General features: G+C 46.1%; 18 protein-coding genes and 1 other RNA gene. 10 read left to right on the top strand and 9 right to left on the bottom strand.

What is annotated here, in order from left to right; genetic code table 11:
- Positions 1–118 precede the first annotated feature (118 nt).
- Together JT717_RS11625 and JT717_RS11620 are read right to left on the bottom strand one after the other, a co-directional pair.
- Positions 119–1,798 (bottom strand): helix-hairpin-helix domain-containing protein, encoded by a 1,680-nt coding sequence (locus JT717_RS11625; protein WP_205510638.1) that lies wholly within the window; start codon positions 1,796–1,798, stop codon positions 119–121.
- Between the two features lie 78 nt (positions 1,799–1,876).
- Entirely contained in the window at positions 1,877–5,308 is a 3,432-nt protein-coding gene (locus tag JT717_RS11620) for a pyruvate carboxylase (RefSeq protein WP_205510637.1), read from the bottom strand.
- A 577-nt stretch (positions 5,309–5,885) separates the two neighbouring features.
- Here JT717_RS11620 and JT717_RS11615 point away from each other — a divergent pair.
- A complete protein-coding gene (locus tag JT717_RS11615; protein ID WP_205510636.1) occupies positions 5,886–6,191 on the top strand; it encodes a hypothetical protein in 306 nt (101 codons plus the stop codon).
- Between the two features lie 109 nt (positions 6,192–6,300).
- On the opposite strand, the gene rpmA is transcribed toward JT717_RS11615, so the two are convergent.
- Both rpmA and rplU read right to left on the bottom strand, forming a co-directional pair.
- Complete coding sequence (gene rpmA / locus JT717_RS11610) at positions 6,301–6,558, bottom strand: 50S ribosomal protein L27 (RefSeq protein WP_205510635.1); 258 nt, start codon at positions 6,556–6,558, stop codon at positions 6,301–6,303.
- 133 nt (positions 6,559–6,691) lie between these two features.
- Positions 6,692–6,994 (bottom strand): 50S ribosomal protein L21, encoded by a 303-nt coding sequence (rplU, locus tag JT717_RS11605; RefSeq protein WP_205510634.1) that lies wholly within the window; start codon positions 6,992–6,994, stop codon positions 6,692–6,694.
- 424 nt (positions 6,995–7,418) lie between these two features.
- Here rplU and JT717_RS11600 point away from each other — a divergent pair, with 424 nt between their 5' ends.
- From JT717_RS11600 to JT717_RS11580, 5 genes are all read left to right on the top strand, one after another.
- Positions 7,419–8,912 carry a GH3 auxin-responsive promoter family protein gene (locus JT717_RS11600; RefSeq protein ID WP_205510633.1) on the top strand — a complete coding sequence of 498 codons (1,494 nt, stop codon included), beginning with the start codon at positions 7,419–7,421 and terminating at the stop codon, positions 8,910–8,912.
- Between the two features lie 56 nt (positions 8,913–8,968).
- Positions 8,969–10,138, top strand: a complete 1,170-nt coding sequence (locus JT717_RS11595) for a 1-deoxy-D-xylulose-5-phosphate reductoisomerase (RefSeq protein WP_205510632.1) — start codon at positions 8,969–8,971, stop codon at positions 10,136–10,138.
- 108 nt (positions 10,139–10,246) lie between these two features.
- On the top strand, positions 10,247–11,611 hold the full coding sequence (gene rseP / locus JT717_RS11590; protein WP_205510631.1) for an RIP metalloprotease RseP: 1,365 nt from the start codon (positions 10,247–10,249) through the stop codon (positions 11,609–11,611).
- 387 nt (positions 11,612–11,998) lie between these two features.
- Positions 11,999–12,370, top strand: a transfer-messenger RNA (tmRNA) gene (ssrA, locus tag JT717_RS11585).
- Positions 12,371–12,516: 146 nt separating this feature from the next.
- Complete coding sequence (locus JT717_RS11580; protein WP_205510630.1) at positions 12,517–13,083, top strand: dihydrofolate reductase family protein; 567 nt, start codon at positions 12,517–12,519, stop codon at positions 13,081–13,083.
- A 110-nt stretch (positions 13,084–13,193) separates the two neighbouring features.
- On the opposite strand, the gene JT717_RS11575 is transcribed toward JT717_RS11580, so the two are convergent.
- Positions 13,194–13,655 (bottom strand): FKBP-type peptidyl-prolyl cis-trans isomerase, encoded by a 462-nt coding sequence (locus JT717_RS11575; protein WP_205510629.1) that lies wholly within the window; start codon positions 13,653–13,655, stop codon positions 13,194–13,196.
- Positions 13,656–13,762: 107 nt separating this feature from the next.
- A complete protein-coding gene (locus JT717_RS11570; RefSeq protein WP_205510628.1) occupies positions 13,763–14,212 on the bottom strand; it encodes a VOC family protein in 450 nt (149 codons plus the stop codon).
- A gap of 187 nt (positions 14,213–14,399) precedes the next feature.
- Between JT717_RS11570 and JT717_RS11565 the strand changes: the two genes are divergently transcribed.
- From JT717_RS11565 to JT717_RS11555, 3 genes are all read left to right on the top strand, one after another.
- The gene (locus tag JT717_RS11565) at positions 14,400–16,217 is read left to right on the top strand and encodes a DUF4091 domain-containing protein (RefSeq protein WP_240348026.1); all 1,818 of its coding nucleotides are present in this window, start codon (positions 14,400–14,402) and stop codon (positions 16,215–16,217) included.
- Positions 16,218–16,239: 22 nt separating this feature from the next.
- Complete coding sequence (locus JT717_RS11560) at positions 16,240–17,841, top strand: beta-N-acetylhexosaminidase (RefSeq protein WP_205510627.1); 1,602 nt, start codon at positions 16,240–16,242, stop codon at positions 17,839–17,841.
- Positions 17,842–17,919: 78 nt separating this feature from the next.
- Complete coding sequence (locus JT717_RS11555) at positions 17,920–18,273, top strand: nuclear transport factor 2 family protein (RefSeq protein ID WP_205510626.1); 354 nt, start codon at positions 17,920–17,922, stop codon at positions 18,271–18,273.
- A 71-nt stretch (positions 18,274–18,344) separates the two neighbouring features.
- On the opposite strand, the gene JT717_RS11550 is transcribed toward JT717_RS11555, so the two are convergent.
- The 3 genes from JT717_RS11550 to JT717_RS11540 all read right to left on the bottom strand — a co-directional run bounded on the left by JT717_RS11550 (position 18,345) and on the right by JT717_RS11540 (position 22,665).
- Entirely contained in the window at positions 18,345–18,659 is a 315-nt protein-coding gene (locus JT717_RS11550; RefSeq protein ID WP_205510625.1) for a hypothetical protein, read from the bottom strand.
- Positions 18,660–18,722: 63 nt separating this feature from the next.
- Complete coding sequence (locus JT717_RS11545) at positions 18,723–19,862, bottom strand: AI-2E family transporter (RefSeq protein ID WP_205510624.1); 1,140 nt, start codon at positions 19,860–19,862, stop codon at positions 18,723–18,725.
- 115 nt (positions 19,863–19,977) lie between these two features.
- On the bottom strand, positions 19,978–22,665 hold the full coding sequence (locus JT717_RS11540) for a PAS domain S-box protein (protein ID WP_205510623.1): 2,688 nt from the start codon (positions 22,663–22,665) through the stop codon (positions 19,978–19,980).
- Between the two features lie 351 nt (positions 22,666–23,016).
- Here JT717_RS11540 and JT717_RS11535 point away from each other — a divergent pair, with 351 nt between their 5' ends.
- A complete protein-coding gene (locus JT717_RS11535; RefSeq protein WP_205510622.1) occupies positions 23,017–23,715 on the top strand; it encodes a hypothetical protein in 699 nt (232 codons plus the stop codon).
- The last annotated feature ends 64 nt before the right edge of the window (positions 23,716–23,779 follow it).

Below are 23,779 nucleotides of genomic sequence, written 5' to 3'. Positions count from 1 at the left end.
ACCACAAACGCAAAGCTATATTGACTTAACTTTCTTTCTATTAATCACGTATTCTTCAGAATCGAAAACGATAAATTAAAGAACCATAAACCACAAACAACAAACCACAAACGCCAACTTATATTGACTTAACTTTCTTTCTATTAGCTAAATATTCTTCAAATTCGCGGAGCGTGAAACTACTAAGATTCTGTTGTTTGGTCAATCCGCCTTTTTGCGCGGCAAGTACACCATAGCGGCAATCATCATAACCTTCCACCGAGTGGGCATCGGGGTCAATCGAGATCAATACTCCTTTCTCGATGGCATAATCAATCCAGCGCCAGTCGATATCAAGGCGGCGGGGGTGTGCATTCAGCTCAATCACCACCTGGTGCTCGATACAGGCATCGATAATGGTTACATGGTCAACCGGATAACCAGGACGGCTCAATAATAGACGCCCGGTCATATGCCCCAGGATGGTTGTATATGGATTGCGGATCGCGTTCAGTAACCGCATCATGGCTTTGTCTTCCGTCATTTTAATATTGGAATGCACCGATGCGATCACCAGGTCGAACGTGCTGAGCACATTATTGGAATAATCCAGGGCGCCATCACCCAGAATGTCACATTCAATACTCTTGAATATTTTGAAGGGCTTTAGTTTTTCATTCAGCTCATCGATATACCGGTGCTGTTCGCGAATGCGTTCTTCGGTCAAACCATTGGCATAGGCGGCGCTTTTACTGTGATCGCTGATCACCAGGTATTCATAACCCTTATCGATACAGGCTTTTGCCATCTCTTCTATCGAGTGCACGCCATCGCTCCATTGGCTGTGGCTGTGAATAATGCCTTTGATATCGCCGGGTTCGATCAGCTTCACCGGGTTGTTCTTTACCGTCTTCAGCACGGTGGCCTGCTCGCGCATGGGCGGTGCAACAAACGGTAATTCCAATGCGGTAAAGATGGCTTCTTCCGACTGGCAGCCAGCGGTCTTGCCCCAGCCTGGCAAGGCCTGGCAGGCGCTGACAAATTCTTCACTGCCGCTTGTATGGAAGAGCACCGCAGCGAAATTGTCCGGGGTGGCCGTATAAAATTTCAATAATACATTCTCAGGCCCCATTACTGAAAAGATATCCTCCAGTGTTTCGCGGGTGGTATAGTTATTAGCGCCCAGGAAAGCCAGCAATTCCGTGTTGGTAGCGGTGGTCACCCATTCGAGCCGGTCGATGATCTCAGCCTGTCGCCTGAATTGTCCGGTAAGAGCGAACTGCCGCTGCGGGAATTGTTTTTTCAGCGTGGCGTCAATTACGACAGCATAAGGTTCCGTTTCGGCATACAGGTGGCTGCCCTGGTTCTTCATATAGAACTCGATGGATTCCTGTACATTCTTTTGCGTTTTCTCACCAAAACCTTTGAAGAGCAGGAGCCGGTTCTCGTTGCAGGCATACAATAACTCACCTACCGATTCAATGCCCATTTCTTTCCAGATCGTGGCGATCTTTTTAGGGCCGAGCCCTTTTATTTTAAGCATTTCCAGCACGCCCGGCGGTGTTTTGGAGATCGTATCTTCCAGCACACTGAGTTTGCCGGTTTGCAGGATCTCGATCACTTTTTTTGCCACCGAATCGCCGATGCCTTTTATGGTTACCAGTTTTTCCTCCGGCATTTCTGCCAGGGGATGCGTTACTTTTTCAATCGCAAAAGCGGCGCTGGAATAGGTTCGCGACCGGAACGAATTTTCACCATGCATTTCCATCAATTTGGCCAGCAGGGAAAATTGATCGGCAATAAAGTAGTTATCAATCATTTCTAATGTGATTCTAAGTTTGAACTGGCTGCTAAATTAGGTTTTTAGGTTGAAAGAATATCTGGCAGGTGCTGGTGGCTAGCCTAACTCCACCACCAGATCGTCCTGCTCCACAAACACACCCTCATTCAGCAAAATGCTTTTCACCAGGCCCGTGAACGGCGCTACGATGGTCGATTCCATTTTCATGGCCTCGATTACAAATAAAGGTGTATTCTTTTCAACGTTTTCGCCGGCTTTCACCAGTATTTTAGACAGTTTGCCCTGCAGCGGTGCACCGATCTCGTTATCGGCAGCAGCTTTCTTATGCGTGGGTTTTACCGAGGTAAAACTTTTATCCTTTACAAAAATGGACCGCGTTTGACCATTCAGTTTAAAGAATACCTGCTTATAGCCATTCTCATCGGTTCCGCTTGTATGCAAAAATTTAATGAGAATGCTTTTGCCTGGCGCCAGTTCTATAAGGGTTTCTTCATTTGGTTTCAACCCATAGAAGAAAACAGGGGAGGGAACATAATATACTTCACCAAACTGCATTTTGAACTGGTGGTATTCATCAAATACTTTGGGGTAAAACAAGGCCGACAACAGATCGAGGCGGCTGTACTGTTTGCCATATTTCGTTAGAAATTTTTTCCATTCCATGTCCAGGTTCAGCGCATGTAAATGGGCGTTGGGCCGGTCGGTAAAGGCTTTTTCATTTTTGAGAATGAGCTTTTGCAGCGGTGCAGGAAAACCGCCGGGGGTTTGTCCCAGGTCGCCCCGGAATAAACCGATCACTGAATCGGGGAAGGAAAGGGTTTCGCCTTTGTCGAAAATATCCTGTTCCGTATACCCGTTGGCTGTCATGAAGAGGGCCATGTCGCCTACCACTTTTGAAGAGGGCGTTACTTTTACGATATCGCCAAAGAGTTTATTCACTACCACATAGTTCTTCTTGATATTGCTGAACTGGTGTTCAAGGCCAAGCGAACGCGCCTGTGGCCGTAGGTTGGAATATTGTCCGCCCGGAATCTCATGATCAAATACTTCCGCCGTACCGGCTTTTAATTGCGATTCAAACGGATAGTAGTATTCGCGTACATCTTCCCAGTAATTCGAAAGCTCATTCAGTGACTGCAGGTTCACCGGCAATTCACGCGGGTGGCCTTTCATCATGGCCACAATGGAATTAAAATTGGGTTGAGAGGTAAGTCCCGACATAGCGGCGAGCGCAACGTCAATTACGTCAACCCCGGCTTCTATGGCCTTTAAATAGGTGGCCGACTGAATGGAGGAGGTGTCGTGGGTATGCAGGTGAATGGGAATATCGATCGCTTTCTTCAGCTCACTCACAAGGATACCCGCCTGCATGGGCTTTAGCAATCCCGCCATATCTTTAATGCCGAGGATATGGGCGCCGGCGTCTTCCAGGCGTTTGGCCAGGTCGATATAATATTGCAGGTTGAATTTTTGATTGCGTTGCGGGTCCAGGAAATCGCCCGTATAACAGATACAGGCTTCGGCCAGCCCGCCCGTTCTTTCGCGAACGGCATTGATGCTTACCTTCATGCCTTCGAGCCAGTTGAGCGAGTCGAAGATGCGGAAGATATCGATGCCGTTCTTCCAGCTTTCTTCAATGAATGTATCTACGAGATTGTCGGGGTAGGCGGTGTAACCAACGGCATTGGAACCGCGGATCAGCATCTGGAACAGGATATTGGGGATACGTTCCCGCATAAGTTGTAAACGTTGCCAGGGGCATTCATGTAAAAAGCGCAGCGCTACATCGAAGGTGGCGCCGCCCCACATTTCCAGGGAAAAGATCTCGGGATGATTTTTGGCAACTGTTTCCGCCACCTTCAGCATATCGGTGGTGCGTACTCGTGTTGCGAGCAGCGACTGGTGTGCATCGCGGAATGTGGTATCGGTATATTGAATGGCGGGATGCTTCTTTAACCAATCGACAAAGCCCTCGCGGCCCATTTCGGTAAGCCGGTCCTTCGTGCCCTTGGAAATATGCTGTTGCAGGGCATCGGGCACAACGGGTGTGCGGAAAGTGATAGCCGGATTTACAACAGGTACATCCGGGTGGCCGTTCACAATGATCTCGGCCAGGTATTGAAGGGCTTTGGTACCGCGGTCCATCCGTGGCGCAAAGTGAAAAAGCTCTGCATGGTTATCGATAAAATCAACGGTAGCGAGCCCGTTTTGAAAGGTGGTATGTTGTAATACATTTTCAAGGAAGGGAATATTTGTCTTAACACCGCGGATGCGGAATTCTCGTAAGGTACGCACCAGGCGGTCGCAGGTCTCTTCCAGGTTGCGGCCGCTGGCCGTGATCTTTACGAGCAATGAATCGAAGAAGGGGGAGATGCTAACGCCGGGGTAGGAGCTGCCTTCATCGAGCCTGATGCCCGGGCCGCCGGCATTGCGGTAAGCGATCAAGGTACCGAAATCGGGTTTGAAATTATTCGATGGATCTTCTGTAGTAACGCGGCATTGAATAGCTACCCCGGAGATCTGTAACTGTTGTTGCGAAGCGATATTGATGGGCGGATCGGTGAGCGCATAACCCTGGGCCACCAGGATCTGGCTTTTTACAATATCGATACCGGTTATTTCTTCTGTAACCGTGTGTTCAACCTGGATGCGCGGATTTACTTCAATAAAATATATGTTCTCCGCTTTATCGACCAGGAACTCCACTGTGCCGGCATTGTTATACTGTACCTGTTTGCAGATGCGGATGGCATACTCGTGTAATTTTTGACGGGTCTCGGTTTTCAGTGACAGGGCGGGCGCTACTTCCACCACTTTCTGAAAGCGGCGTTGCACGGAGCAGTCGCGTTCAAACAGGTGAACGATATTACCATGATGATCGCCGAGGATCTGTACCTCGATGTGTTTGGGCGATTCAATGAATTTCTCAAAGAACACCGTATCGTTGCCAAAAGCTGTTTTGGCTTCGTTACGGGCTTCCAGCACTGTTTTCTCGAGGTCTTCCTCATTGCGTACGACGCGCATCCCACGGCCACCGCCACCTGCAGCGGCTTTAATGATGATGGGGAAACCGATGCGGCGGGCTTCCTGTAAAGCGATCTCGATGTTTTGTATATCGGCTTTACTGTCTTCGATCATGGGCACGCCCGCCGTTTTGGCTACTTTTTTAGCGGCGATCTTATCGCCCAGCTGATCCATAATGTGAGCGGTGGGCCCCACGAAGGCAATGTTCTCTTCGGCACATCGCTGGGCAAAACGGGCATTTTCTGACAGAAAACCATAACCGGGGTGAATGGCATCGGCTTTTTCATGTTTGGCAACGCGGATGATCTCTTCAATATCGAGGTAAGGTTTTAGCGGATCATCGTTTTTCCCGATCTGGTAAGCTTCATCGGCTTTATAACGATGCAGGGAGTACCGGTCTTCAAAAGTGTAAACGGCAATGGTTTTGATGTTTAACTCGGTAGCAGCGCGTAGTACCCGGATGGCGATTTCGCCCCGGTTGGCAACAAGGATTTTTTTAAACATGACAAGCAGTTGTAGTTTTTGTTTGTATATCGATAAAGGAAATCCCTTTAATAGGTATAAGGCTCGATGCTTAGGGCCAAAGGCCCAGGCGCAACGCTCAATGCTTCGCCAAAGGTTCAATGCTCAAGGCTTAAGCTGAAAGCCGAATGCGCAAAGCTCGATGCCAAAGGTTCAACGAATGTATGAACCAAGGTTCCAAAAGGGCCCTGGCGTTTGCATTGCAGCTTGCGCTTTTGTCGTTGTGTTGCGCTTTTAACCTTCAGCCTTCAACGGCTATTGGTGTAATGTTAACATACTTCATAGCACTTTACAATCCGGCACAAAACACATTGACTACATTTTCACATGTGACTATTAAAAAACGGTACCAGGGTTATTGGTCAGGTTTATTCAATAGAATAATTTGAAGCCATTCACAGAAACTGATAAAGTCTTATGTAAAATAGAGGGGATGCTAAAGATCGGTGTAAAAATAAGCAATTAGGGGCAAGGCTTGGTATGTAACGCCAAATGCTTAACGCAAAGGCAACGGGGAATGGTCAATGGTGAATGGGCAATGGTCAATGGTCAATGGTGAATGGGCGATGGGCAATGGTCAATGGGGCGAAGCTTGGCTTCAGGATGCCGGCGCAAGCTCCGGTTTCGAATGCAGGCTGGCCGTTGGTTTCAGCTGATGAAAGAGATGGGAATGAATAGAGATGTGCGTATGGAAGGGGACAAAAAAAAAGTCCTGAATGAAATTCAGGACTTTGATATTTTTTGCTTTCCAAGAAGCCGAAGTTATTTCTTCTTTGCAGCTTTCTTTTTCTTTGGAGCGGCTTTCTTAGCAGCTTTCTTTGCAGCTTTTTTAGCAGCTTTTTTCTTAGTTGCCATGTTTTTGTGAATTTTAACGGTTAGTAAATAGAATTTAACTAGTGTAAAAATAAAAACTAATTTCAAACCGCCAAAAAATTTTTCACATTTTGTGAAAAATTCACTATACACTTAACATGTTACGCAACCGCTACTACGCTAACGATAGTTTTATCGTTCCTGGTCTTTCTGAATTCAACAACACCATCAGTTAATGCGAAAATGGTGTAGTCTCTTCCGATACCAACATTTTTTCCGGGATGATATACAGTGCCGCGTTGACGAACGATGATATTACCTGCGATAGCAGATTGACCACCGTATATTTTAACGCCCAGGCGTTTGCTTTGTGAGTCGCGACCGTTCTTTACACTGCCTTCCCCTTTTTTATGTGCCATGGTAGATTGTTTGTAAGTTTATTAATGACTTATTTAAAACTTCAAAAAACAAATAACAGAACCAAACAAAATTCCAAAACCCAGATCGCAGGATCCAAACGATTCGTTGGAGCTTGTGATCTGAAGTTGGAGACTATGCGATAGCTGTTACTTTGATCTTTGTGTAGTGAGTGCGGTGACCGTGTTTCTTGCGGAAACCTTTTCTTCTTTTCATTTTAAAAGCGATCACTTTATCGCCTTGTACCTGATCGAGGATCTCAGCCTGAACAGCACCTTTTACAGCACTGCCAATTGACAGTTTACCTGCATCATCTAACAGGAGGATCTCAGAAAATTCAACTTTGTCTCCGGCTTTACCGTCCACACGCGGTACAAATAAAGTTTGGTCCTTTTGAACCTTAAATTGTTGTCCGGCGATTTTAACTATTGCAAACATAGGTTTCCAAAATTAGGAGTGCAAAGGTAAGGGTTTGCAGCAGATTGAGAAGGCTTTAGCGAAGATTTTTTTCAGGTTTTTGCCCCGAAAATGGCCGGTTTTCCTGCAAATTAGTGAGAAATATTGATTGTTAGCCATTTACAGCGACCTTTATGATCTATATCAGGGCAGGCGTTAAAAATAGTCGCCGGTTACCAGTCGCCCCGTTACCGGTTGCCAGTTGCCAGTTAGCAATTACCTCAACAACCGGGGGCCGCGAAATCGGGCATCCGGCAAACCGGTAAGGGTAACAAACGGGCTTCAGTGAACATTCAGACATTGAGCGAGTTAATTATAGCTTTGAACGATTTGCAATAAATCAATCTTTGCGCATTTCACTAATTGACGTAGGTTTGTTTCTCCTAACGATGGAATACGGGATTCAATGAAAATAAAATCGTTTCTGGCAAAACCATTTGCCCATTATATATATAAAGGTATCAGAAAGGGCATGGCCACCGCTGTAGCAGACCAGGAAAACATCCTGAAGGAACTGCTTAAAACAGGTAAGGCAACTGAATTTGGTAAAGATCACCGTTTACCGGAAATAAATGTGCACGAAGAGTATGTACAGGCGGTGCCCATCCGTGACTACGAACAGTTCAAGCCCTATATTGAAAAGATCAAGGAAGGCAAGCACAATGTGCTCTGGAAAGGGCTGCCTATTTACCTGGCTAAAACCTCCGGCACCACCAGTGGTGTAAAGTATATTCCCATCAGTAAAGAATCGATCGACAACCATATCAACACGGCGCGTAATGCCCTGCTCTGTTATATTGCCGAATCAGGTAATACCACGTTTACCGATGGTAAAATGATATTCTTATCCGGTTCGCCCGAACTGGAACGCATTGGTGGAATACCTACCGGCCGCTTAAGCGGTATCGTGAACCATCATGTGCCCAGTTACCTGCGCAAAAATCAGTTGCCCTCTTATGAGACCAACTGTATCGATGATTGGGAAACCAAGCTCGATAAAATAGTGGCAGAGACCATTAACCAGGATATGACCCTTATAAGCGGCATTCCGCCATGGGCTCAAATGTACTTTGACAGGCTGATGGAAAAGACCGGTAAAAAGATCAAGGAATTATTCCCCAATTTCTCGGTACTGGTGCATGGCGGCGTGAACTTTGAACCCTACAGAACGAAATTGTTCGATAGCATCGGCGCACGCATAGCCGCTATTGAGACCTTTCCCGCATCGGAAGGATTTATGGCTTTCCAGGATTCCCAGGAAGCGGAAGGATTATTACTCAACACAAACAGCGGTATATTTTTTGAGTTTGTTCCCGCTGGCGAAATATTCAATGCCAACCCTACCCGTTTATCGCTGAAAGATGTGAAAGTGGGCGAGAACTATGCCCTGATCATAAACAGCAATGCAGGTTTATGGGGATATAATATCGGTGATACCGTTAAATTTGTTTCCACAAATCCGTACCGGCTGGTAGTGACCGGTCGTATCAAACATTTTATTTCGGCATTTGGCGAGCATGTTATTGGTGAAGAAGTAGAACAAAGCCTTATAAAAGCCGCAGAAGAAGAAGGCGTGCATATCACTGAATTTACTGTGGCGCCCATGATTCAGCAGGGCAAAGGAAAATCTTACCACGAGTGGTTCATCGAATTTGAGAACAAACCTGAGAACCTCGAACGTTTTGCCGAGAAGGTGGATGTGAATCTGCGCAAAAAGAACATTTACTACAACGATCTCATCACTGGCAATATATTGTTACCATTGCATATTCGCCCGGTTAAAAAACATGGGTTCATAGATTACATGAAATCCATTGGTAAATTAGGCGGTCAGAATAAAGTGCCCCGGCTCAGCAATGATCGTAACATTGCATCGGCACTGGAAAAATATGTAGAGTAGTTTTAACGTTAAGGCTGTCTGATTAAGCTTACTAAACAAATTATTGAAACCGGAACATGTCGAACAGTTTTCCACAGAGACGCATTGCAATATTTGGATCAACAGGCTCAATTGGCTGTCAGGCGTTGGAAGTGATAGCCGCAAATCCCGACAAATTCACTGCGGAGATCTTAACCGCTTTCGGCAACGACGAGCTGTTGATAAAGCAGGCCCTTCAATTCAATCCCAATATTGTGGTTATTGGCGATGAAAAGAAATACCTCACTGTAAAAGAAGCCCTTTCACACACCGATATAAAAGTATTTGCCGGCGAGCAGGCATTGGAAGATGTGGCTGGCATGGATTGTTATGATATGATGCTGGCAGCCATAGTAGGTTTTGCCGGCTTACGCCCTACACTATGCGCGCTGGATGCAGGAAAAGCCATTGCCCTGGCCAATAAGGAAACACTGGTAGTGGCTGGTGATATCGTGATGCAGAAGGCTATTGAAAAAAGGGTGCCGGTGATCCCGGTAGATTCAGAGCATTCCGCCATATTCCAGTGCCTGGTAGGCGAAACCCGCAACAAGATCGAAAAAGTTATTTTGACGGCGAGTGGCGGACCATTCCTGGGCAAGAAGCCCAATTACCTGGTGAATGTAAAACGCGACCATGCGCTGCAGCATCCCAACTGGCAAATGGGCGCCAAGATCACCATCGACTCGGCAACCCTCATGAACAAGGGGCTTGAAATGATCGAAGCCCGCTGGTTGTTCGACCTGGGTCCCGAGCAGGTACAGGTACTGGTTCATCCCCAAAGTATTATACATAGCCTTGTACAGTTTGAAGACGGCAGCATAAAAGCACAGATGGGACTGCCTGATATGAAGCTGCCCATTCAGTATGCGCTGGCCTTTCCGCACCGAATTCCCAACCAATTCCCCCGGTATAATTTCAAGAACCCCAGTCAGCTCACGTTTGAGGAGCCCGATACCAAAACATTCCGGAACCTGATACTGGCCACCGAAGCTCTTTTCAGGGGTGGAAACCAGCCCTGTGTGCTGAATGCCGCCAATGAAATAGCCGTATTTGCTTTTTTACGGAATCGTATTGGCTTTTTAGATATGACCGACCTCATAGAACGCACCTTGCAGCACGTGCCGGTGATTGAAAAACCCACGCTGGAAGAATATTTTGACAGCGATGGGGAGGCCCGTAATTTTGCTGCCTCACTGATAAAGCTATAAGGAAGGGCCTTTTTTCCGTTAATTTTTGTGAGCGGTTGGCTGAATTGCAGGATTATTCGATATTTTGGGTCTATTTTATAATAAACACACCGCTTATTTAGCGCATATATGATCACATTGTTAGCAATAGACTGGGCAGTAGTAGGTATCAAAGCAGGGCAATTAATATTGTGCTTATCTATCCTCGTCATATTACATGAAATGGGCCATTTTCTGCCCGCCAAATGGTTTAAATGCAGGGTAGAAAAATTTTATTTGTTCTTCGATCCCTGGTTCTCCCTGGTAAAAAAGAAGATCGGTGATACCGTTTATGGTATCGGCTGGTTACCCCTGGGCGGATATGTTAAGATCTCGGGCATGATCGACGAAAGTATGGACAAAGAGCAGATGAAGCTGCCCCCGCAACCCTGGGAATTTCGTGCTAAGAAGCCCTGGCAGCGCCTGATCATCATGATCGGCGGTGTTACGGTCAACCTTATACTCGGCTTCTTTTTATTCGCCATGATCTTATGGGTATGGGGCGAAGAATACCTGCCTGCTAAAAATGCAGTATATGGTGTATATGTCGACAGCCTGGGTAAAAGCATTGGTTTGAAGGACGGCGATAAGATCACGGCCATAAATGGAAAAGAGGTGGTGAATTTTTCGCAGATCAGCACTAATATAATTCTGAATGAAGCCAAGACCATTCAGGTGGTAAGGGACGGACAACAGATGGATGTAGCGGTACCGGAAGGCACCATCAGCCAGTTGTTAAAACGGAAAGGCGATCCGCTTGCTTATCCCCGGTTCCCGGCCGTAGTTGACAGTATCAATAAAAGCACCGCCAAATTCACTTTGGGCGCTTTGCAGAAAGACGACCAGATCATTGCCTTCAACGGCACGCCCATCAGTTCGTTTTATGAGCTGAGTGATATCAAAAAGAATTATAAGGATAAAGAAGTGACCTTAACCGTATTGCGGAATCAAACCGATACGGCTGAAGTAAAAGTGCGTTTAACGGCAGATGCCAGCATTGGCTTCTATCCACGTTCGCCCGATAAGTTCCTGAAATTTGAAGTGAAGAAATACAGCTTTTTTGAATCTTTACCGGCTGGTGTTGTAAAAGGATGGGAAACCCTGGTCATGAATGTGCAGAACTTTAAACTGTTATTCACCAGCAAGGAAGTGAAGGCCAGCGAATCGCTCGGCAGCTTTTTGACCATCGGAAATATGTTTGACGCCAAATGGGATTGGGAACGTTTCTGGAGAATGACGGCCCTGCTAAGCATTGTACTGGCGTTTATGAATATTCTGCCCATACCGGCCCTCGATGGCGGACACGTACTGTTCACCCTTTATGAAATGATCACCGGCCGTAAACCAAGTGATAAATTCATGGAGTATGCGCAGATGGCAGGTATGATCCTTTTGCTGGGCGTTATGGCCTATGCACTGGGACTCGATTTCTGGCGATATTTATTCAAGAACTAGCGTTTGGATATACATCTTCAAAGAATGCCTCCGCCCAAACCGGGGGCATTTTTTATTTCAAATACCATATTTAGGAGATGCGCCTATATTGGGCATAGCTGGAGCTACCATGGCTGCGGCCGCGTTCAATTTCGGCTTCTGCCCGGCTGCGCAATGAATAGCGCTAAAAGGCTCTTGTCAGCAGCGGTGACGATATGTTATTGAAAATGAAAATTTAATAGTAAGTGGTGTAATATTGGCAGAAGCTCGAAAATTGCATTAATTTTGCACGTTGTTGTTTGCTTTTGTGCTTTAGGTATTGCCGAACGGTGCGGCTGACGAATGTGATCCGGTTACCGCAGTAAGGAAATAACCACAAACCACAGACAACAAACCACAAACCCAATCGGGGGTGTATGGTTTTGACAGCGTAGATCTTTGAAGGTGTAAGCATGTCGTGCGTTGGATAATTAGCACGTAAATCTGAATATTCAAACATTAAATGGCAATACTCAATTTGCCATGGCTGCCTAATCAGTGATTAAGTAGTCATTAGGGCCGCCGGGCAGGTCGTTCTGTTACCACGCCCCGCCGCCGACTCAAAACAAATACAGAATGCTGTAACCGTAGGCTGTGCCGGTTACAAAAGACTATTCAGCTAAGGAAGTGATTGGTTCGTCCGGTTCCTGTTACTTCCCGACAAATAATGCCGGAATAAACATGTAGAAAGCTTTTGAAGGATATGTTTGGACACCGGTTCGAATCCGGTCACCTCCACTTAAGGAAACGATCATCTGATTGTTTCCTTTTTTTGTTTAATCAATAGCTTGCATTTCAGTATTTCTTTCCCAGTTTAAGTTGAAAAGGTGTTCGATAATTATTGTCAAATTCTTAATACAACCCACGAAACAGACAACAAGGAAAATATGAAAAAAGTTATTGCAGCAATGAATATGACGCTTGACGGCTTTTGTGACCATACCTCAGGTGTCCCTGATGAAGAAATACATCAGCATTACGCTGACATGTTGAGAAGTGCTGATACCGCTTTATTTGGCAGGATAACCTACCAGCTTATGGAATTTTGGCGAACCGTACTGGAAAATCCGACAGGTGATAAAGCAATGGACGATTTTGCAGTCGCAATAGACAATACCCCAAAGATTGTGTTTTCCCGCACACTGAAAAATGTAGATTGGAAAAGTGCGAAACTAGCAAGTCAGGACCTCGAGAAAGAAGTTTTGGAACTCAAACAACAACCGGGTAAAGACGTTTTTGTATGCAGTCCGAGCTTGATCGTAGCTTTGACCCAACTTAATTTAATAGACGAATTTCAACTTTGTATTCACCCGGTTATTGCAGGAAGTGGTTTACCCTTATTTAAAAACATCAGCGAAAAAATTACCCTTAAACTTATTAAGACAAAAACATTTGGCGGTGGCGCCGTCATTCTTTATTATGAACCGGTAAATGAAAGAATAATGAACCGCTGACAAGCAGTATGTCGTTAGGCACTGACGTAGACAATTCAACAGTTCTGCTGATTTTAGCTGTGCAGCCGACACTACTTTTGCTCCTGTTGCATTTCCGCTTTCCACCTGGCTTACTGCACTTCCAGTAATTCCACATCAAATACCAATACGGAATTACCGGGAATGCCCCTGTAATCATTACATCCGTAAGCCAGGTAAGGCGGAATGATCAATTTTATCTTTCCTCCCTGCCTGATAAGCGGGATACCAATTTGCCATCCCTTAATGACGCCTCCCAACGGAAAACTCGCTACGCCTCCATCGAAAGATGTGTTGTTGGTGAATTTACCGATATAATTTGCTTTCACAGTTGAATTGATCGTGGGCGTTGCACCGCTGCCGGGCTCAATGATCTGGTAATACATCCCACTGGCATGTTTGGTAGCTGTAATGCCATTTGCACTAATATAATTTTGCATTTGCGCATCATCTTCTGCCACTGTGGTACATTTATGATCTTCTTTATCCTTATTGCTACAGCCCGTCAGCACAAAGACGAGTATCATACTAAAAAAAAGAGTAATCAAACGCATGTATATTCTAAGTTTAGGGACAAATATAGTGTGGAGTTAGTATATTTCACGAAGTAAGCTGATCTATAGGTCGCTGAATTATGTGTAGGTCGAATAAATTGTTTTGACTAACTCTTAAGCTCTTCCGCCAGTCCGATAAGCAGCCCTTCAACACCACGTATGTAACAGAGCCGGTACACGTTCTCGTACTGAACCACCTCACCTACGAGCTGAGCACCATGTTGGGTGAGCCTGGATACCATTTCGTCGATGTTCTCAACGGTGAACATGATACGCAGATAACCCAGTGCATTCACCGGTGCAGTCCTGTGATCGGAAATTGTCGGTGGAGTGATAAACCGGGACAGTTCAAGCCGGCTGTTGCCATCGGGGGTAACCATCATAGCGATCTCCACGCACTGATCACCCAGTCCGGTTACGCGGCCCGCCCATTCACCTTCAACAGTGCCGCGCCCTTCAAGCTTCAGGCCAAGCTCAGCAAAAAAAGAGATGGCGTTATCGAGGGATTCTACCACGATGCCGACATTGTGCATTTGCAGTAATTTACTTTTTGCCATAGTGTTATCTTTGTTGTAATGCTTTCTTTAATTCTATGTGATTTCCTAGCGTTCACTGCAGGCCCTGATCGTTGCTGTCAATGATCTACAATCTAACAATAATTAGCGGATGTAAGAAATGATAGCACTATCCTGCTGCAACCGTTTGCGCAAGTTTAGTGGTTGCCATCTCAAAAAACAAGTAGATTTGTTCAAAGAACCGGATGCTTACAGAAGCGCATTCGGTAATAATTTCCTTCAAATTTATCTATCAACCAAGCGCCACCTAACGATGCGGTATATACTTACTATTGCAGCTTTCATAGCCGGTTTTTTCTCTTTTGCACAGGATGCCGGTCTCGTCATACGATCAAAGAACGCCGTAATGGCTTCCCGGGATGCACGAGCAGGAAAGCAAGTTCCATCATCCGTTTTTGTAGGGTTTGCAAGCAGCAGTATGCGCTTTAAAAAAGAAGGAGCCCCGGCTATAAAACAAGAAACGGCCTGGCGCATTTCTGCATGGAAAGGAGAGAAGGTGCACACGCAGCTGCTGATCTGGGCAGAAAAAGATATTGATAATATCAGGGTAGTTTCCCTCGATTTGAAAGACAGGCAGGGCCATGTGATCAAAAAAGATAACATTGTTACCGGTTTTGTTCAGTATGTAATGACCGATGAATTTAAGGCCGGATGCGGTAAACGCAAATCCGCCGAATTAGACTCTTCCCTGGCAGCAGATATCATCAACACCGATCTCCCTTCATTGAAACTTCAGCGCAACACCCTGCAACCGGTATGGCTTAGCATTAAAGTGCCGGCAGATGCAAAAGCGGGTGAATATGCAGGTACGGTTACCGTGGTGGCGGATAAAAAATATGTGTTGAATATTTCACTGCATGTAATTGACAAAAAATTGCCAACCCCTGATCAGTTTCAGTTCGAGCTGGACCTTTGGCAACATCCCGTGGCAATCGCAAGGGTGCACCAGGTGCCGCTTTGGAGTGATGCGCATTTTTCATTAATGAGAAAGTATTATACTATGCTCGCGGGCGCCGGTCAGAAAGCAATTACTGCCAGCATTATAAATGAGCCGTGGGGACATCAAACCTTTGATGATTATCCGGGCCTGATCAAATGGACCAAAAAGAAGAACGGTGAATGGAGCTATGATTATAGCCTGTTCGACAAATACGTTTCATTTGTGATGAGTTGTGGTATCAGTAGCCGGATCAACTGCTATAGCATGGTGCCCTGGAAGATCGAGTTCAGGTATTATGATGAGGCGTTGGGAAAAGATACCGTGTTCACGCAGCCAATAGGTAGCCCCGCCTATAACGAATTTTGGTCGCGGATGCTTACCGATTTTACGGCGCATTTAAAAAGCAGGAACTGGTTTGCAAAAACCACTATAGCCATGGATGAAAGACCAATGGCCGCTATGCAATCTGTTATTGCATTATTGAAATCGATCGGTAAGGATTGGCGGATCGCATTGGCGGGTGATTACCATCCGGAAATTGAAAAGGATATTTATGACTACTGCGTGGCTTCCCGCTGGCAATTCCCTGAGGATGTATTGACGAGGCGTAAAAAGGAAGGAAAGATCAGCACATGGTATACCTGTTGTATGGAGCCTTATCCGAATGGTTTTACTTTTTCTCCTCCCGATGAGCACGTTTGGATAGGATGGTATACGGCAGCAACCAAAATGGATGGTTATTTGAGATGGGCGTTTAATAGCTGGACAAAAGATCCGCTCACCGACAGCCGTTTTACCTCGTGGCCGGCTGGCGACACCTATCAGATCTATCCCGGGCCGCTTAGTTCGATCCGTTTTGAAAAACTCGTTGAAGGCATCCAGGATTTTGAGAAAATAGAAATGCTGAGAAAAGAGTATTCCCGTAATAAGCAGACCGGCAAATTGCAGGAACTGGAAGCGGCATTGAAAAATTTTGACATAAAAAAGTTGTCGGCCACAAACGCAGCGGAGATGGTGGCACAGGTAAAGAAAGTGATCAATAATTAGAGAACCACCCCTTTTAAAAATCATGAAGAAAATTTTATTTCTTTTCTTATTGGTCGCTTCCTGTTTCCCGGCCATGCCGCAGCAGCCAGCTATCATTCCGCTGCCCCACAAATTTACCAGCCTGGATGGCGAATTTGTTGTAAGCGACCATACGCCCATTATAATCCGCGAAGCGGCTTTCCGTGAGCAGGCGCATTTCCTGCAGCAGGAATTGCTTGAAAGAAATGGACGAACGCTCGCTATTCAGGCAGAAAGCACCTTGCCACCTATTGTTATTGACAGGCTACCCGGAGCGGGCAAAACAGTAGGTGAATATAAACTGCGCATAAGCCCCAAAGAGATCAGCATAAGTGCCAGAAGCCAGGAAGGCGCTTTTTATGGAGTGACTTCCTTACTTCAACTGATTGAACAATCGGCCGGCAAAAACGCTACTGCCGGTATCCGCTGTTGTGATATTGAAGACCAGCCGGCCTTTTCATGGAGGGGAATTCTGCTGGATGAGTCGAGGTATTTTTTCGGAAAAGAGACCGTAAAGCTCATACTCGACTGGATGGCATTTTATAAACTTAACCGGTTTCACTGGCATCTTACCGATGACCCCGGATGGCGTTTGGAAATTAAGAAATACCCAAGGCTTGCTTTAGTCGGTGGCATTGGAACTTATCACGATTCTTTGTCAACTGCTAAATACTACACACAGGAAGAGATCAAGGAGATCATTGCTTATGCAAAACAACGGTTCATAGAAGTAATACCTGAAATTGACATGCCGGGGCATGCCGCAGCAGCGAACAAAGCATATCCTGCATTCAGCGGCGGCGGATCCAGGAAGTATCCGGAGTTTACATTTAATCCTGGCAAGGAAGAAACATATAACTACCTTACTGCAATTCTCAAAGAGACCAATGCGCTTTTTACGTCTGAAATGATCCACCTGGGCGGTGATGAAGTGCATTTTGGTAATGAGCAGTGGAAAACCAACAAGGATGTGCAGCAATTGATGCAGGATAAAAAGCTGGCCGACCTGAAAGCTGTTGAAACCTATTTCATCGAGCGCATGGCCGATTCGGTGGCAAAGATGAACAACAAGGCGCTCTTTTGGGACGAAGTGGCCGGCAGCTCATTCGAGCCGGCTAACAGCATCATATTCTGGTGGCGGCACGACAGAACCCAACAATTGCAGCTGGCGCTTTCCAAAGGATTTTCCGTTGTGCTGACTCCACGCATCCCACTTTACTTCGATTTTGTTCAGGATACAACGCAGCGCATTGGCAGAAGATGGAATCCCGACGGCGCTTACAACCATTTACAGTTATTGTACGATTTTTCGCCCTCCCGGTTATACGAGCCCAAACATGCACCGTTGGTCCTGGGTTTGCAGGGTTCGGTGTGGACAGAGCGCATTTCAACGACAAATAAACTGGAATACATGATGTTTCCACGCATCGCGGCGCTGGCAGAAGCGTCATGGACAACCGAAAGCAAAAGGAAAGATTTTGCGGGTTTCAGCAGGCGGCTCGAAAAGCATCTCGAATTATTCAGAAAGCACCGGCTTTATTTTTATAATCCTTTTTCGCCCCGGGAAAATCCTGAACCCATCGTTCCTGGTTTCATCAATCCCTGACAAACCCGGCGATACATCCATGACCCGTAAACAAAAGCATTATCTACGTGTTATTCACTTAAACACAGGGCAAAGAAGATGACAGCGAAAAATAAAGAGATCCTGTTAAAAGGGAATGCAGCTATTGCTGAAGGGAACTATGAAGGTTTTTTGTCGTTATGCACAGATGATACGGAATGGATCTTTGTAGGCGATACAACCTTAAAAGGAAAGGAAGCCGTTCGTCAATGGATGGCAGACAGCTACCTGGAACCGCCAAAGGTTACCGTGGAGAACCTGATTGGGGAGGGTGATCATCTAACGGCTATCGGCATAGTAACTATGAAAGATAAGGATGGTAACTGGGTCGATTACTCTTACTGCGACGTATGGCAGTTTCGCGACGGCAAGCTGGCTGCATTAAAAGCTTTCGTCATCAGAACCGACAAATGAAAAGGTAGATCTTAGCATTTAAAGAACGATGGCGCATGCAGGTGAACAGGTGCCCTTCGAACTGATCTGATCTACAGAATCTGTATGGGATAACTCCGGATCAGAATACTTTCCTGGCGGAACTGCTGCTCCAATTGTTTTTTGAACGGTGCCCAAAAGCCAGGGTCGATCTTGTCTGCCATCACTTCATAAATGATCAGATCATCTTTCACCGTATGCGCTTCTTCCTCTTTCCAGAGTCCGCTTACTGGCGCCCGTTGATACATGGTTACCCCGCCGAAACCTTCGTTAAGCTGGCGGCTGATATTTATATACCAATCCCCGGTAAAACGCTGACCCGAATTGTCTGCCAGCGGCAAAAAGATTTGAACGAGTACTTTCTCCATGCCCGTGAACGATTAAAACTTATGCCAGGGCGCCTTTTTATATCCCCCAACGATCAGGGAACACTATTTCTTTTCGTTGATCCCACTGGTTTGTTTGATCTCCTGCTGTACCGCCTGCGAACCTTTACGATAGCGCGGCCAGGTAAAAGGACTCCGGGGAGGCCGTTCGTCGCCAAATAACACCCCCCATTGCTTCAGGTGATCAGAACGGTCGAATACCACCTTCAGCATGGCCACGATCGGTAGCGCCAGAAACATGCCCGAGATACCGGCGAGCGCCCCACCTGCAACAACGGCTACTATGCTGGTAAGTGCATTGATGCGGATCTTGGAGCCGACGATCTTAGGCATCAGGATATTATTATCGAGGAATTGCACGGCGGCAATGGCGATCAGTACAGTGAGTATGGGCGATAATTGGTCTGAGGAAGTAAGCGTAAGTAGTACGCCAATGAGGTTGCCGATCAGCGCACCTATGTAGGGGATCAGGTTAAGAATAGCGAACAGGACCCCGATCAGCAGCGCATGTTTGATGCCAAACAGCAGTAAGATGCCCCCGAGCAGGATGGTGATATAGGCAATTTGCAGCAGCAGGCCACCCAAATAACTTTTTATGATGCTTTGCATTTCCTGCACCGTCTCCCTGACCCGCTCATGCTCAGCTTCTTTGTACCAGAGAAATACAAAACGCAGCAGCAGATTGCGATAAAACAATAAGAGAAAAATGTAGATCGGAACAAGGCCAAAAAAGATCAACAGTCCGGTCAGCGACGACGCAATGCCGCTTACATATCCTCCTGCGAAATTGACCAATTTCTCGCTTTGCTCGTTAAGCAGTTGCAACTGCCGCTCGGTGGAAAAATTCGTCTTGCTGTTGATCCAGCTGCTCAGCCGCTCCAGGTGCACCGTTACATTGGCTTTCAGGGTAGGGAAATCTGCGATCAGCCGTGAAAATTGGGCGGTGATGAACCATACGAGCAGCGCCATGCAGGCAAGGAGCACAACCAGCACGATGGCAATAGCCAACATCTCCGGCAGCTTTTTTCTGGTGAGCCATTTGAACAGGGGATAAAGCAGAATGGTAAGAAAAAAGGCGAGCAAGATCGGAGAAAGGATATTGGCCGCATGAACGATGAAAAAGAAAACAACCGCCAGTCCGAGGATTTCGATCGAGCGCCTGACTGTTAAAGGAAGTCTTTCCACAAGTTTTTATAAGTAGTGCTGTAATTCGCATGCCACCCAAGAATCAATGGCGCAACAATACCCTGATGGCTGCTTCCTGCAACCGCCTGTGGCAAAACTGTTTCCTGAAAACGATTTATGTACCGTGCTGTCTGAGCGGAAGTGTAATCACAAACACAGCGCCAACCCCTTCTTCCCCTTGCGCATAAATGTCGCCGCCGTGCCGTTCTACGATCCTTTGGCATAATGAAAGGCCAAGCCCTGTTCCTGCGAATTCCGCTTTGGAATGCAAGCGGGAAAAGGCTTTAAATATAATTTCAGCATAATTCTCTTTAAAACCGATGCCGTTATCGGCTAAAGTGATCTGAATGTTGTTTTTATCCACTTCTTGCCAGCTTATTTTAATGACCGGGGGCACATTGGGTTTAGAGAATTTCAGCGAGTTGTTGATCAGGTTGGAGAATAATTGATACATTAAAATTGTCGATCCTTCAAGGGTTGGCAGATCAGCGAATTCGATCTTTGCGTTTTTCTCCTGTATGGCCAGCTCCAGGTCTGTAATGATCTGATTCATCACTTTTGTGAGATTAACGGCCTCATTCAGCCTATCATCTTCTTCAAACGAAGAATATTGTAATATCGCATCGATCATTTCATAAATGCGTGCGGAGGCATTTTGAATTTTGTCGAGATAATTTATTCCTTTTTCAGGCAGGTATCGCCCATATTCACTGCTTAAATGATTGCTAAAGATCCTGATCTTACGCACCGGTTCCTTAAAATCGTGTGATGCTACATGTGCAAATTGCTGCAGTTCTTCATTTGAACGCTTCAACTGCCGGGTGCGCTCGGCGACCAGGTTTTCCAATCTTTCTTCAACCGACTTATGTTCATCAATATCCGTGCTTGTTCCCACCCAACGAAGTACCTGGCCGTTGGCGCTTTTGATTGGATAAACCTGTGTCAGGAACCACCTGTAATTGCCATCGCGTCTTCGCAAAGGAAACGTAAGTTCAAAAGGTTCCCCCTGGTTGAAGGCGTTTTTAAACTGGTTAACGAGATCGGTATATTGAGGATGGTGGAAGCTTTCCCAATCTGTAACAGCCATTTGCGGTGGCGTCGTGCCTGTATAATCATACCAGCGTTGATTATACCAGAATATAGCTCCTTCGCTGTCCGCCATCCAGGCAAGGTTTTGAATATTATCGGCCAGTGTGCGGAATTGCTCTTCGCTTTGTTTAACTTCTTCTTCAGCCCGTTTTTGTTCACTGATGTCCTGTATTACCGCAATAAAATAATCCGGATTGCCATCCCTTTTCTTTGCCATGGACACCGTAAGGTTCGACCAGATAAATGAGCCATTTTTCTGGATATATCTTTTTTCCATGGAGTAGGTGTCTATCCTGCCGCTTATAAGGTCTGCTACGAAGTGGAGGTCGGCATCCAGATCGTCCGGGTGGGTGATCTGCTGAAAATTTTTTGCCAACAGTTCTTCCTTCGTGTAACCCACTATTTCGCACAAGCGGTCATTCACCATTAAAAAGGTGCCGTCGAGACCCACGTGGGCAATGCCTACAGCCGCATTCTCAAAGGTGCCGCGGAACCGCTCTTCGCTTTCGCGCACCGTTTCTTCGGTGAGCTTTTCATGGGTGATGTCCCGAACCACACCCGTAAACCTGACCGGCTTATTCGCTTCATCGAAACTTGTTTTACCTTTTGAGTGAAGCCAACGCACTTTGCCGTCGGTGATACCGACCGTACGGTATTCATTTTCATAAATACCACCGTTTGCAGGTTCCAACGCGGCCTGGATCCTTTTGTTTGCCAGCTCCCGGTCTTCGGGGTGCAGCACATTGAAAAAAAGATCCAGGCTGGCCACGCTATCAACGGGTAATCCGAACATCTGCAACAGCCGGTCAGACAGGATCAATTCTCCGGTTTGGGGGCGGTAGTCGAAATAGCCCAGATCGCCGCCTTCCAACGCTATTCGAAGCTGCTCTTCCTTTTCTTCAATTTTCTTACGGGCAAGTACAGAATGTGTTACTTCAGTGTATACGGTGATCACGCCTTTGATCTCGCCCTGCGCTCCTTTCCAGGCGGTATATACTACATCATAGTAACCCTTATAGAGCTGTCCGTTCCTGATAAATTCAATCGGTACTTCCCGGCCTTCAAAAGGTACTCCGGTCCTTAGCACCTGAAGCACAATATGAAAAGTAGGTGAATGCTCAAGTTCGGGGGAGATATCAAGCACCGCTTTTCCAACCAACTCTTCCTGGCTTTTACCCCAGATCTCACACGCACTTTGATTTGCTACCAGTACGGTAAGTTCCTCTCCCTGGTAAACGGTGATCCCAACTGCAGCCTGCGCCAGCAATTCAAAGGAGCGCCTTTCATTTTCCTCGATCGTTTTGCGGGAAGCTACCTGTTCCGTGACGTCTGTTTCGATGCCTATGACACCTATAATTTCATTATCGGAAGTTCTTAAAGGCTCATATCTGAAGTTCAGGAACAGGGCCTCAGGCTTTCCGCCCCGGGAGATCTTCACCGGCAACTCATGAGCGATAAAAGGTTCACCGGTCGAAAGAACATGCTGAAGGATCTGCCCGAATCCATGCTGCTCCAGCGCTGGAAAAACGGTCAGTACCGGCTGGTGAATAACGTCATTATATTGTTTTCCCCACAGTTCCAACGCTTTATCGTTAGCGATCTCCACGGTGAACAAGGGACCTTTTAGCAGGGTCATGGCAACAGGCGCCTGTTTGACAAGCGTATATATCAGCTCCAGCTCTATATTATTTGATGGTTCAGATGAATTCATCATGGTTTTATCCTCTTTAGGGGGCTATAAATGTAAGCGCTGTAAGCCTAAATAGTGGTTTAACATATAAGCAATTTTTAAACCAGACGAACTGTCATTTTAAGTCGATGCCTCGTGATGAGTGTAGTCCTGTATCTAACCAGCGGTTATGCAGGTTATTCAGTCAGGGGATCCGCAGTTGATATCCACCCGTTCAAAAAGACAATTTTAATAATATGATTGCCAATTGGATAAGTTTAGCATAGCTGACGTACTTATACAACCGCAAATACCAAAAGCTGGCATTATAATTGACATTCGGGTTCTTCTACATAAACAAACCTGATTTTAGCACAATCAAACACAAACCGATCTATGAAGCAATTGCACCAAACTTTGTCTACTATTTCACTGCTTACGCTGATCACATGTACAATTTCTACAATAAGTTGCAGTAAAGGGGGCGACGATAAGGATAACAACCCTCCGGGTAACGATAAAGAGACAGTTATTTTTACAGACAATTTCGACAATGCCAACACAGCCTTATGGCAACCAGGTACCAGTGGTCCGGCGGTTAAATCGGTATCCGGTGGATTTTTTTCGGTTAAATATGGGGGCACCAGCGCCATGATGTTCAAAACCTGGGCATCCAGAAAACTTTTTGGCGACAATGACAAAAAGCAGGCGATCGAAATTTCGCAACAGCATGTAGCAGGCCATAAGTATGATAAAGGCGGTCTTGTTTTCGCTGTGAAGGACGCAAACTATATTCTCGGTTTCCAGGTTGGTGAAAAAGAATTTCGCGTGTATTCCCAGATCAATGGAACCACTACTCAGCTGATCAACTGGACAAGTTCTTCCGCTATCAAAGGCGCCTTAAATGAGGTGAACAAACTGCGCATAACATTGGTAGATGGTAAACTGGCTTTTTACATCAATGACATCCAGGTTGGTGTGTTGGTAGCCGGCGCTGTTACCTCGCTCGATTATGTGGGTTTCGATCTGGTAAAAGGGGATGCGCCGGAAACAACCTATAAAGTAGATTATATCAAAGCGTTTCTCTTAAAATGATAAAGGGCTTACATGCGTTACAAAAAACCGGACTAATTAGTCCGGTTTTTTTGTCTTACCGATC

The sequence above is a fragment of the Longitalea arenae genome (genome assembly GCF_016924755.1).
GTDB classification, from domain to species: domain Bacteria; phylum Bacteroidota; class Bacteroidia; order Chitinophagales; family Chitinophagaceae; genus Niastella; species Niastella arenae.
This window is presented reverse-complemented; position numbering and strand designations above follow the sequence as displayed.

What these genes read in the sequence shown, in the direction of transcription:
- JT717_RS11560 (WP_205510627.1), top strand. Translation starts at nt 16,240, where the DNA reads ATGAAGAAAATTTTATTTCTTTTCTTATTGGTCGCTTCCTGTTTCCCG.
- JT717_RS11600 (WP_205510633.1), top strand. Translation starts at nt 7,419, where the DNA reads ATGAAAATAAAATCGTTTCTGGCAAAACCATTTGCCCATTATATATAT.
- JT717_RS11615 (WP_205510636.1), top strand. Translation starts at nt 5,886, where the DNA reads ATGGGCGATGGGCAATGGTCAATGGGGCGAAGCTTGGCTTCAGGATGC.
- rplU (WP_205510634.1), bottom strand. Translation starts at nt 6,994, where the DNA reads ATGTTTGCAATAGTTAAAATCGCCGGACAACAATTTAAGGTTCAAAAG.
- JT717_RS11535 (WP_205510622.1), top strand. Translation starts at nt 23,017, where the DNA reads ATGAAGCAATTGCACCAAACTTTGTCTACTATTTCACTGCTTACGCTG.
- JT717_RS11595 (WP_205510632.1), top strand. Translation starts at nt 8,969, where the DNA reads ATGTCGAACAGTTTTCCACAGAGACGCATTGCAATATTTGGATCAACA.
- rpmA (WP_205510635.1), bottom strand. Translation starts at nt 6,558, where the DNA reads ATGGCACATAAAAAAGGGGAAGGCAGTGTAAAGAACGGTCGCGACTCA.
- JT717_RS11625 (WP_205510638.1), bottom strand. Translation starts at nt 1,798, where the DNA reads ATGATTGATAACTACTTTATTGCCGATCAATTTTCCCTGCTGGCCAAA.
- JT717_RS11555 (WP_205510626.1), top strand. Translation starts at nt 17,920, where the DNA reads ATGACAGCGAAAAATAAAGAGATCCTGTTAAAAGGGAATGCAGCTATT.
- JT717_RS11570 (WP_205510628.1), bottom strand. Translation starts at nt 14,212, where the DNA reads ATGGCAAAAAGTAAATTACTGCAAATGCACAATGTCGGCATCGTGGTA.
- JT717_RS11550 (WP_205510625.1), bottom strand. Translation starts at nt 18,659, where the DNA reads ATGGAGAAAGTACTCGTTCAAATCTTTTTGCCGCTGGCAGACAATTCG.
- rseP (WP_205510631.1), top strand. Translation starts at nt 10,247, where the DNA reads ATGATCACATTGTTAGCAATAGACTGGGCAGTAGTAGGTATCAAAGCA.
- JT717_RS11575 (WP_205510629.1), bottom strand. Translation starts at nt 13,655, where the DNA reads ATGCGTTTGATTACTCTTTTTTTTAGTATGATACTCGTCTTTGTGCTG.
- JT717_RS11580 (WP_205510630.1), top strand. Translation starts at nt 12,517, where the DNA reads ATGAAAAAAGTTATTGCAGCAATGAATATGACGCTTGACGGCTTTTGT.
- JT717_RS11540 (WP_205510623.1), bottom strand. Translation starts at nt 22,665, where the DNA reads ATGATGAATTCATCTGAACCATCAAATAATATAGAGCTGGAGCTGATA.
- JT717_RS11620 (WP_205510637.1), bottom strand. Translation starts at nt 5,308, where the DNA reads ATGTTTAAAAAAATCCTTGTTGCCAACCGGGGCGAAATCGCCATCCGG.